General features: G+C 68.4%; 9 protein-coding genes. All 9 read right to left on the bottom strand.

Annotated elements, in window-relative coordinates; all coding sequences use genetic code 11:
• On the bottom strand, positions 1-1,558 hold a 1,558-nt coding region (gene pgi / locus R6V09_RS34860; protein WP_317885467.1), incomplete at its 3' end, for a glucose-6-phosphate isomerase.
• A gap of 54 nt (positions 1,559-1,612) precedes the next feature.
• Complete coding sequence (locus R6V09_RS34865) at positions 1,613-2,881, bottom strand: MFS transporter (protein WP_317885468.1); 1,269 nt, start codon at positions 2,879-2,881, stop codon at positions 1,613-1,615.
• Between the two features lie 132 nt (positions 2,882-3,013).
• Positions 3,014-3,349 (bottom strand): RNA polymerase-binding protein RbpA, encoded by a 336-nt coding sequence (locus tag R6V09_RS34870; RefSeq protein WP_003957010.1) that lies wholly within the window; start codon positions 3,347-3,349, stop codon positions 3,014-3,016.
• Between the two features lie 208 nt (positions 3,350-3,557).
• Positions 3,558-3,791 (bottom strand): preprotein translocase subunit SecG, encoded by a 234-nt coding sequence (gene secG / locus R6V09_RS34875; protein WP_317885469.1) that lies wholly within the window; start codon positions 3,789-3,791, stop codon positions 3,558-3,560.
• Positions 3,792-3,895: 104 nt separating this feature from the next.
• Positions 3,896-4,672, bottom strand: a complete 777-nt coding sequence (gene tpiA / locus R6V09_RS34880) for a triose-phosphate isomerase (RefSeq protein WP_317885470.1) — start codon at positions 4,670-4,672, stop codon at positions 3,896-3,898.
• A 5-nt stretch (positions 4,673-4,677) separates the two neighbouring features.
• On the bottom strand, positions 4,678-5,889 hold the full coding sequence (locus R6V09_RS34885; RefSeq protein WP_317885471.1) for a phosphoglycerate kinase: 1,212 nt from the start codon (positions 5,887-5,889) through the stop codon (positions 4,678-4,680).
• 137 nt (positions 5,890-6,026) lie between these two features.
• Positions 6,027-7,037, bottom strand: coding sequence for a type I glyceraldehyde-3-phosphate dehydrogenase (gap, locus tag R6V09_RS34890; protein ID WP_317885472.1), 1,011 nt, complete (start codon positions 7,035-7,037; stop codon positions 6,027-6,029).
• A 189-nt stretch (positions 7,038-7,226) separates the two neighbouring features.
• Positions 7,227-10,184, bottom strand: a complete 2,958-nt coding sequence (locus R6V09_RS34895) for a M14 family metallopeptidase (protein ID WP_317885473.1) — start codon at positions 10,182-10,184, stop codon at positions 7,227-7,229.
• Positions 10,185-10,479: 295 nt separating this feature from the next.
• Positions 10,480-10,819, bottom strand: a 340-nt coding sequence (whiA, locus tag R6V09_RS34900) for a DNA-binding protein WhiA (protein ID WP_317885474.1), incomplete at its 5' end; no start/stop codon positions are given.

A 10,819-nucleotide genomic window follows, 5' to 3' on the forward strand; every position in this document is an offset into this window, starting at 1 on the left:
CGCGCTTGGCGAGGACCTTGCCCAGCTCGACGCCCCACTGGTCGAAGGAGTCGATGTTCCAGACCGCGCCCTGGACGAACACCTTGTGTTCGTAGAGCGCGATGAGCTGGCCGAGCACCGACGGGGTGAGCTCGCGGGCCAGGATGGTGGTCGTGGGGTGGTTGCCCTTGAAGGTCTTGTGCGGCACCAGCTCCTCCGCCACACCCTCCGCGCGCACCTCGTCGGGCGTCTTGCCGAACGCCAACGCCTGTGTCTGGGCAAAGAAGTTGGCCATCAGCAGATCGTGCTGCGCCTTGAGCCCGTCACTCAGCTCGGCCACCGGCTCGGCGAAGCCGATGAAGTCCGCCGGGATCAACTTCGTGCCCTGGTGGATGAGTTGGTAGTAGGCGTGCTGTCCGTTCGTGCCGGGCGTGCCCCACACCACCGGCCCGGTCTGCCAGTCGACCTCCTGGCCGTCCCGGCCCACGTACTTGCCGTTGGACTCCATGTCCAGCTGCTGCAAGTAGGCGGTGAACTTGGAGAGGTAGTGGCTGTAGGGCAGGACCGCGTGCGACTGGGCGTCGTGGAAGTTGCCGTACCAGACGCCCAACAGGCCGAGCAGCAAAGGCACGTTGGTCTCGGCGGGCGCGGTGCGGAAGTGCTCGTCGACGAGGTGGAAACCGTCGAGCATCTCGCGGAAACGGTCCGGCCCGATCGCGATCATCAGCGACAGCCCGATAGCAGAGTCGTACGAGTACCGTCCGCCGACCCAGTCCCAGAACTCGAACATGTTGGCCGTGTCGATGCCGAACTCGCTCACCTTGCCGGCATTCGTCGACAGCGCCACGAAGTGCTTGGCGACGGCGTCCTGACCGGCCTTCAGCTCGGTGAGCAGCCAGTCGCGGGCCGAGGTCGCGTTGGTGATCGTCTCGATCGTGGTGAAGGTCTTGGACGCGACGATGAACAGCGTCTCGGCCGGGTCGAGGTCGCGGGTGGCCTCGTGCAGGTCGGCACCGTCCACGTTCGACACGAAGCGGACCGTCAGATCTCGGTCGGTGAAGCTCCGCAGCACCTCGTACGCCATCGCCGGGCCGAGGTCGGAACCGCCGATGCCGATGTTTACGACGTTCTTGATGCGTTTGCCCGTGTACCCGGTCCACTCGCCGGAGCGGACGCGGTTCGCGAAGCCGGCCATCTTGTCGAGGACCGCGTGCACCTGCGGCACCACGTTCTCACCGTCGACCTCGATCACCGCGTCACGCGGGGCACGCAGCGCGGTGTGCAGGACCGCGCGGTCCTCCGTCACGTTGATCTTCTCGCCGCGGAACATCGCGTCCCGGAGGCCGAACACACCGGTGGCGGCGGCCAGCGCGTGCAGCAGCCGCAGGGTCTCGTCGGTGACGAGGTGCTTCGAGTAGTCGAGGTGCAGGTCACCGACCCGGAGCGTGTAGCCGGTGCCACGTCCGGGATCGGCGGCGAACAGCTCCCGCAGCCGCACCTCGCCAAGCTCCTCACGGTGCTTGGCCAAGGCGGTCCACTCGGGCGTCTGATTGAGCCTGGTACGGCCGTCTGCGTTCATTGCGACTTCAGCCTTCTTTCCTACCGACCTGGGGGCCGGTTCCAACCTAATTGATCAGCCCGTGGCGCGAGCGGTCGTCCCGTTGTCCTGCGAGGCAACAACAGGTACGTCCGGCTTGACCGCGGGTATCAACGAGGCGACGGCGAGCCCGAAGAGGGCTGCCGCGAGCAGGGCGGGTCCGTTCAGCCCGAAGGTTCCGGCCACGACTCCGCCGAGCAGCGCGCCGAGCGGGGCTCCCGACGTCGAGGACGTGCGGAACGCTGAGGCGATGCGGCCGACCATGGCGGCCGGGCTGCGCTGCTGCATCAGGGTGACCTGGTTGACGTTCCACACCAGGTTCATCGCGCCGAGCAGGAGCATGCCCACAACCAGGGCGCCCAGGTGGCGGACGGTGCCGACGAGCAGCAGCGACGCCGTCTGGACGCTCCCGGCCACAAGCAGCGCCCGGACCCGGCCGGTGCGGCGCGCGATCCATTGGGCGACGAAGCCGCCGCAGAGGCTGCCGGCCGCGTACGCCGTCATCGCCGCCGCGTATCCGGCGTTGCCCGCGTCCAGCCAGCGCGTCACGTGCAGGACGGTCGTGGCGATCAGGGCGCCCATGCCGATGTTGCACAGCAGGGTGGCCACGCAGACCGCGCGCAGGGCCCGGTCGCCCCACAGGGCGCGCAGACCCTCCCCTATCTCCGTCCTGAGGGTGCTGCCGGCCGGGCGCGGCTCCCGCTCGGGCGGTCCGGTGCGCAGGGAGGCCACCAGGGCGGCGGCCAGGAGGTAGGTGCTCGCGTCGGCCGCGAACGGCATGAAAGCCCCGGCCGTCAGCAGCAGCGGCACGAGTGGACCGGCCAGCAGACCGCCCGCGAGCTGCTGGCCGGTCATCAGCCGGGCGTTGGCGCTGCCCAGCGCCTCACGGGCCACCAGGGACGGCAGGAGGGCGGTGGACGCGTTGTCGAAGAGGGTCTGGAGCGTGGTCAGACAGAAGGCGAGGGCGAGCAGCAGCGGGATCGAGGCGTGGCCGAGTCCGACGGCGAACGCGAAGGAGGCGACGAGCAGCCCCCGTAACAAGTCCACTGCCCACATCGCGCGCCGCTGGTCGACCCGGTCCGCGACGGCACCGCCGAGCAGTCCGAAAAGCAGCCAGGGGAGGTATCCGCAGGCGGTGACGGAGGCGATGACGAGCGGGGCGTCGGTGAGCTTTACGGCGAGCAGGGGCAGCGCGGCCGTACGCAGCGCGTCCCCGAACCGGGAGATCACGGCGGCGCTCCACAGCCGTCCGAATCCCCCGCGCCATGCGGGCGCATGCCCGCCCGTCCCGTCGACCGTCGTCACAACTCCCCCTCGCGGTTCGCCTGTTCACAAACCGTAGAGGGTGCCACTGACAATCGGTCCGGAGGCGGCCGGCCGCCGGGGTGCGAAACAGCTCCGGCCAGACACCCTGTGGGCGTCCGGCCGGTTCAACTCCTAGATTTCTCCCCGCAGTTTGGCGAGTGCCTCGGCGAGGATCGCCTCGCCGTCCGCGTCGCTGCGCCGCTCCCGTACATACGCGAGGTGCGTCTTGTAGGGCTCGGTGCGCGGCGGGTCCGGCGGGTTGTCCCGGTCCTGTCCGGCGGGAAAGCCGCAGCGCGGGCAGTCCCAGGTGTCGGGAACCTGCGCGTCGCTGGCGAAGCTGGGCTGCGTCTCGTGCCCGTTGGAGCACCAGAAGGAGATGCGCAGCCGGGGCGCGGACTCGCCACGCTCGGCCTCACCCATCGGCCCCGCCCCGACCCGGCTTCCACGGATCGCGTTGCCACTTGCCACGGTCGTAACTCCCTGCGTGATGGTGCCGCGAAGCGAGTCGGCGTTTTCGCTCCGTTGCGAGCGCCTCAGTCTACGTAAGGCCCAACGCGCGTCCAGTGGTTGGAGTTACAGGCCCCTACACCTAGACGCAAGCCCCATGATAGGCCGCGCTCAGCTGCGCGTACCGAACATGGGGCCTTACGTACGGAATGTGCGAAGGAACGTGCGGTCAGCTCGTCTTCATCAGCAGGCCGAGTACGACGATGCAGGTGAACCACAGCAGACCGAGCGCCACGGTGATGCGGTCGAGGTTGCGCTCGGCGACCGAAGAACCGCCGACGGACGACGACATGCCGCCACCGAACATGTCGGAGAGACCGCCACCCTTCCCCTTGTGCATCAGCACCAGCAGCATCAGCAGCAGGCTGAAGACGATCAGGGCGATCGAGAACCCCAAAACCACGGCTGGACCAACTTCCTCGGATTCGGATGGACGACGGGGACATGGCTGTAGGGCCATGTCCCCGCAAGGGTACGACGGATCGCCGCTAAGGCCTACTCACGGTCTCACTGGTCACGGAAGCGCACGATCTTGACGAACTCGTCGGCGTCCAGCGAGGCACCGCCGACCAGGGCGCCGTCGACGTCGGGCTGCGCCATGATCTCGGCGACGTTGCCGGACTTGACGGAGCCGCCGTACTGGATGCGGACCTGGTCGGCCAGCTCCTGGGTGTACAGCTCGGCGAGCTTGCCGCGGATGGCCTGGCAGACCTCCTGGGCGTCGTCGGCGCCGCAGACCTTGCCGGTGCCGATGGCCCAGACGGGCTCGTAGGCGATGACCACGGACTCGGCCTGCTCGGCCGGGACGTCCTTGAGGCCGCCCTCGACCTGGGAGAGCGTGTGGGCGACGTGGTTGCCCGCCTCGCGGATCTCCAGTTCCTCGCCGACGCACAGGATCGGGGTGAGGCCGTGCTTGTAGGCGGCCTTGACCTTGGTGTTGACGATGTCGTCGGTCTCGGCGTGGTACTGGCGGCGCTCGGAGTGGCCGACGGCCACGTACGTGCACTTCAGCTTGGCCAGCATCGCTCCGGAGATCTCGCCGGTGTAGGCGCCGGAGTCGTGCGCCGAGATGTCCTGGGCGCCGTACTTGATCTTGAGCTTGTCGCCGTCGACCAGGGTCTGCACGGAGCGCAGGTCGGTGAAGGGCGGCAGGACGGCGACCTCGACGGCCTCGTAGTCCTTGTCCGCGAGGGCGAAGGCGAGCTTCTGGACGTGGGCGATGGCCTCAAGGTGGTTGAGGTTCATCTTCCAGTTGCCCGCCATGATCGGCGTGCGCGTGCTCATCAGGGTCAGTCCTCCAGTGCGGCGAGGCCGGGGAGCGTCTTGCCCTCTAGGTATTCGAGGGAGGCGCCGCCGCCGGTCGAGATGTGGCCGAATGCCGTCTCGTCGAAGCCCAGGATGCGGACGGCGGCGGCGGAGTCGCCACCGCCGACGACCGTGAAGGCCTGGGAGTCGACGAGGGCCTGGGCGACCGCCTTGGTGCCCTCGGCGTAGTCGGGGTGCTCGAAGACGCCCATCGGGCCGTTCCAGAAGATGGTGGCCGCGTCGGCGAGCTTCGAGGCGTACAGGGCACCGGTCTCGGGACCGATGTCGAGGCCCATCTGGTCGGCCGGGATGGCGTCCGCGGCGACGACGGTGGGGTTGGACGGTGCCTTCGTCTTCAGGTCCGGGAAGCCGGCCGAGGTCACGACGTCGACCGGGACGACCAGTTCGACGCCGTTCTTCTCGGCGCGCTCGACGTACTCGGTGACGGCGGGCAGCTGGTCGTCCTGGACCAGGGAGGCGCCGATCTCGTAGCCCTTGGCCTTGAGGAAGGTGAAGGCCATGCCGCCGCCGATGAGGATGCGGTCGGCCTTGCCGAGGAGCTGGTCGATGACGGCGAGCTTGTCGGAGACCTTGGAGCCGCCGAGGGCGACGACGTAGGGCCGCTTCACGTCCTCGGTGAGCTTCTTCAGGACGCCGACCTCGGTGGCGATGAGGTAGCCGGCGTAGTGCGGCAGGCGGGCCGGGAGGTCGTACACGGAGGCGTGCTTGCGGTGCACGGCGCCGAAACCGTCGCCTACGTAGATGTCGGCCAGGGCGGCGAGCTGGTCGGCGAACTCGCCGCGCTCGACGTCGTCCTTGGCGGTCTCGCCCGCGTTGAAGCGCAGGTTCTCGATGACCGCAACCTGGCCGGGTTCGAGGCCGCGCACCGCGTCGTGGGCGGCGGGGCCGATCGTGTCCTGGGCGAACGCGACGGGCGCGCCGAGGAGTTCAGCGAGGCGCTCGGCGGGCTGGAGGAGGGAGAAGGCCGGGTCCGGGGCGCCCTTGGGGCGGCCCAGGTGCGAGGCCACGATCACCTTGGCGCCCGCCTCGACGAGGGCCTTGACGGTGGGGAGTACGGCGCGGATGCGGCCGTCGTCGGTGATGAGGCCGTCGGCCAGCGGGACGTTGAGGTCGGCGCGGACGAAGACCCGCTTGCCGTCCACGCCTTCGGCGAGAAGTTCGTCGATCGTCTTCATGAAAGGGGCTCCTAGGGAAGGCTCTTCAGGCTCTTCGGATCCGAGAGGGCTGATCGATCACTACGTAGCGCAGGGCTCGGACAGCGCGGCGTGCGCTGCCCGAGCCCTGGCTCACATCGAGATGCCTGCTCTGGGAACTAGAGCTGGCCGCCGACGAAGACCGTGAGGTCGACGAGGCGGTTGGAGTAGCCCCACTCGTTGTCGTACCAGCCGAGGATCTTCACCGTGTTGCCTTCCTGAACCATGGTCAGGAGGGAGTCGAAGGTGCAGGAGGCCTGGTCGCCGACGATGTCCGAGGAGACGATCGGGTCCTCGGTGTACGTCAGGTAACCCTTGAGGTCGCCGTCCTCGGAGGCCTTCTTGAACGCGGCGTTGACCTCGTCCTTGGTGACCTCGCGCTGCAGCGTCACGACCAGGTCGGTGGCCGAGCCGGTCGGGACCGGGACGCGCATCGCGATGCCGTCCAGCTTGCCCTTGAGCTGCGGGAGGACCAGGGCGGTGGCCTTGGCGGCACCGGTCGTGGTCGGGATGATGTTCTCGGCGGCGGCACGCGCGCGGCGCAGGTCCGAGTGCGGGAAGTCCAGGATGCGCTGGTCGTTCGTGTACGCGTGGACCGTCGTCATCAGGCCCTTGACGATGCCGAAGTTCTCGTCGAGAACCTTGGCCATCGGCGCCACACAGTTGGTGGTGCAGGAGGCGTTCGAGATGACGTGGTGCTGCGCCGCGTCGTACTTGTCCTGGTTGACGCCCATCACGATGGTGATGTCCTCGTCCTTGGCCGGAGCCGAGATGAGGACCTTCTTGGCGCCGCCGGCGATGTGCTTCTCGGCGTCGGCCTTCTTCGTGAAGATGCCGGTCGACTCGATGACGATGTCGACGCCCAGCTCGCCCCACGGGATGTCGGCGGGGTTGCGCTCGGACAGCACCTTGATGGTGTGGCCGTCGACGGTGATCGTGTCGGCGGTGTGCGACACCTCGGCCTTGAGGCGGCCCAGGATGGTGTCGTACTTCAGAAGGTGAGCGGTGGTCGCGGTGTCACCCAGGTCGTTGACAGCCACGATCTCGATGTCAGCACCCTGCTCCAGCAGCGCGCGGAAGTAGTTACGACCGATGCGGCCAAAGCCGTTGATGCCTACGCGGATCGTCACGAACCGATCTCCTCGTTGGTACGCCGGCTCAGTGCCGGCGAGTTGTATGGGATGTCCCCGACCGCCTACGACCCTACCTCCCTGAGCCCTCCGTGGTGACATCGAGATGCCCCATACACCGCAGGGCGGTCCGTACCCGCCAGTAGGGGTACGGACCGCCCTGGATGTTCATGACATCGTCACACCGAGTCAGCTCTTCAGAGCCGCCAGCGCCTTGTTGAGCAGGGCCGCGCGGTCGGTCGCCGAGGTGACCTGTTCCAGGCCGAAGCCCAGCAGTACGGTCCGGTCGGTGGTGACCGCGCCGTACGTCTGGAACAGGGCTCCGGTGCGGGTCCAGTCGTTCAGGACCGCGGGGCTGCCGGCGGGCGGACCGGTGACGGTCCAGGCGCCGAGGGAGGTCTCGAATCCCTCGGTCTGGGTCGCCGTGCCGCCCACGACGAGCGAGGTGTCGTCGGCGAGGACGCCGTGGCCGCCGGTGCCCGGGTCGGTGATGTAACTGAGCGAGACCTCCACGGACTTGCCCGCGTAGGCGCTCAGGTCGAAGCCGACCTGCTGCCAGCCGTTGGAGGCGCCGGTGAGGCTGTTCCACGAGCCGGTGGTGCCGGTCGCGGTGCAGCCGCCGCTCGCGACCGTCAGGTAGTGCTTGAGCCAGGGGTGCTCGGCGACCAGGAATCCGGCCTCGCACTCCGTCGGTACAGCGGTGCTGGTGGCGCCGCCCACCTCCGGGAGCGTGGTCCAGTCGTCGGCCCCGGTGGTGTGGATCTCGACCACGGCGTGGTCGTAGCCGGGCTCGGTGTCCCACAGCAGCTCACTGCGCAGCGTGGGCTTGTCGGCCGCGCTCACTCCGGTGAGGTCGATGGTGCGGGTGAGGCGCTTGTACGCGTCGTCGGTGTGGACGGCCGCGGCCATGTAGGAGCCCGCGTAGGGCCCGTACGGGTTGACGGTCCCGGCGAACTTGCCCGCCCCCGCGCTCGCGAACTGCGGGTACGTGGTGGGCGACAGCGAGTCCGAGGTGACGCTGTAGGTGCCGGCCCGGTCCAGCGGGTTGCCGGGCGCGTCGCCGAGCGGTCCGGTGAAGCCGTCGAGCTTGCCGGAGCCGGTGAAGCCGGTGGCCCCGGGGGTGGACGTACGCGAATAGGCGCCCAGGTAGTACTGGCTGAAGTCGTTCGAGGGGGTGCCGTCGGCCAGGGCGACGGAGCCGCCGGCCTGTTCGCCGGCCTCGATCAGCTTGCCGCCCTCGTTGAGGAAGGCGCGCAGCTGGAGCTGGGTGTCGTTGCCGGGGCCCGCCGGGCCCGAGTAGTGGACGACCGTCTTGAAGTGGTCGAGCACGCCGAGCGCGTCGGGCGCGCCCTGGGTGGCGACGTCCCAGACGATCGCCTTACGGCCGTCGGCCTTCAGGGCGTCGACGTAGGTCTGCGCCTGGGTGGCGGCAGCCCCCTCCTCGGCTACGACCAGGGTGCTCGCCGAGGGCAGTTTGGCCACCGTGTACGTGAAGTGGGCGCTGGAGGTGGGCTTCCCGGCCTTCGTCTCGCCGGTGAACCACACCTCGACCTTGTCACCCGGGTCGCCGTCCTTGACCTTGGCCCGGTACTCGTCGAAGTACAGGTTGTCGTCCCCGCCGTAGGTCTGGCCGCCCTTCCATGCCTTGAGCGCCGTGTCGTGCGTACGGCCGCCGTTGACGCGGTACTTGAGCTCCTTGTCGCGCACGGACTTCCGTACGACGACGGAGACCTCCTGGTCGGCGCCGCGCGAGTACGACGTCGGGAAGGTGGCCGGGGTGAAGTCGGCGGCGCTGAGGCCGACGGACGACTTCGGCTGGTCGGGGTGGACGGCCGTCTCGGCGACGGACAGCGCGAACGGGATGTTCTTCGCGAACTCGTCCTGGATCAGCTTCTCGTCGTCGGGGAAGTTGAAGACGGACTGGCAGTCGGCCGCGTTCCAGGCGTCGTTCGGGTCGATGTTCGACGCGGTCTGGCAGGTCGACATCTCCGGGGTGAACATCGACATGCCGTTGACGTTCGACGCGTGACCGTCCGCCTCGCCGTTGGTCGTGTACAGCTCCGAGGAGACCTGCGAGTGGTAGCCGGGGATCGCCGGGTTGTCCGGGGTGCCGGCGAGCGCCTTGTAGAGCACGTCGTCCGGGGTGGGCGTCGCGACCTGCCAGCCGACTCCGTAGAGGAGGAGTTCGGCGGCGGAGTGGTAGTTGATGCCGTAGCTGAAGCCGACGCGCTTCTCGAAGTTGTCGAGTGCCTGGGTCTCGGGCTCGGAGGCCGGAGCCGTGCCGCGGTAGGTCTCGCTCGTCGGGTTCGGGGACGAACCCTCGTCGTCGTAGCCCCACTTGTAGGCGAAGTTGCGGTTGAGGTCGACGCCGTCGCCGGTGGAGATGGTGCCGTCGGCGTTGACGTCCCGCAGGTTCTTGCGCCACAGGCGGGTGCCGGAGTCCTTGAAGGTGTAGTCGTAGCCGTCCGGGTTGGCGGACAGCACGAACCACAGCTCGGTGGAGTCGACGATCTTCTTGATGCGCTTGTCGGTCTTGTAGTTGTCCAGGTAGTAGTGCATCAGCCGGCGGGTCATTTCCGGCGTGATCCACTCGCGCGCGTGCTGGTTGGACACGTACAGCACCGACGGCTTGGAGCCGTCCTTGGTCTTCTTCGCGTTCTTGGTCAGCTTGAGCGCGAGGATGTCCTGGCCGTTGATCGTCTTGCCGATGGACTCGACCTTGGTGAGCCCGGGGTTGGCCTGCCCGGTCTTGACGATCTCCTCTTTCAGACCGCCGCTTCCGCTGTACGGCCTGAACACGCCCTGCGCCGCGTCCTCGACGCGCGTCTCGGCCTTCGCCGACAGGGTGTGCTCGGTGAGGTCGACGCCCTGCTTCTCCAGCTTCTGGGCCTGCTGGTCGGTGAGGTAGACCTCGACGGAGGTCTTGCCGGAGGACGAGAACTGGTTGTCGCCGAGTTCGTGCGCGTCCTGTCCGGCCTTCAGGAGCAGCGGTATCTGCTTCTGGGTGACGTCGGCGTGGAAGACCTTGACCTCGTCGGGGTCGGACTTCGCGGAACTCCCGCCCTGCGCCTGGGCGATCGGTGCGATGCTCGCCCCGGCGATCAGGAGTGCACCGACAGCGAGGATCGATCTCGCTCTGTGTCTCATTAATCCCCCTAGCAGTTGTCCGCCACAGCAGCGAACAGTTGCCAGGCTCATGACACTTCATGATCGAGTCAAGGGCGACACAAGGGCAGACAAGCGACCCTCCGGGGTACGGGCCGATATTTGCCCCCGGCCCGGTCAGCCGTCAGGTCCGAACGGGCGCCCGCATCGGCGTGTTGACGGCTCGTCAGCAATCGATCAAGGGGCTGAAGACGGCGAACCGCCGGTGCCGACGCCCCAAGTGGGCATCCGCACCGGCGTGTTGAGGGATCGTCAGCCGAGCCCTGTCGCCTGATGGTCAGCCGACCATGTTGTCGGCCATCTCCTCGGTGATGCTGGACTCCGTGCCCGGGATGCCGAGGTCCTGGGCACGCTTGTCGGCCATCGCCAGCAGACGGCGGATACGGCCCGCCACGGCGTCCTTCGTCAGCGGCGGGTCGGCCAGCGCGCCCAGTTCCTCCAGGGAGGCCTGCTTGTGGGCCATGCGGAGGCGGCCGGCCGCCGCGAGGTGCTCGGGGACCTCGTCGGCGAGGATCTCCAGTGCACGGCCCACACGGGCGCCGGCGGGGACGGCCGCGCGGGCCGAGCGACGCAGGTTCGCGTCGTCGAAGTTGGCGAGGCGGTTGGCCGTGGCGCGC

Origin of the sequence: Streptomyces sp. W16, from assembly GCF_033194735.1 — a bacterium.
Classification (GTDB): Bacteria; Actinomycetota; Actinomycetes; order Streptomycetales; family Streptomycetaceae; genus Streptomyces.

Bases quoted from the DNA above. Each gene is read 5' to 3' on its own strand.
- tpiA (WP_317885470.1), bottom strand. From the start codon at position 4,672: ATGAGCACGCGCACGCCGATCATGGCGGGCAACTGGAAGATGAACCTC.
- R6V09_RS34885 (WP_317885471.1), bottom strand. From the start codon at position 5,889: ATGAAGACGATCGACGAACTTCTCGCCGAAGGCGTGGACGGCAAGCGG.
- R6V09_RS34895 (WP_317885473.1), bottom strand. From the start codon at position 10,184: ATGAGACACAGAGCGAGATCGATCCTCGCTGTCGGTGCACTCCTGATC.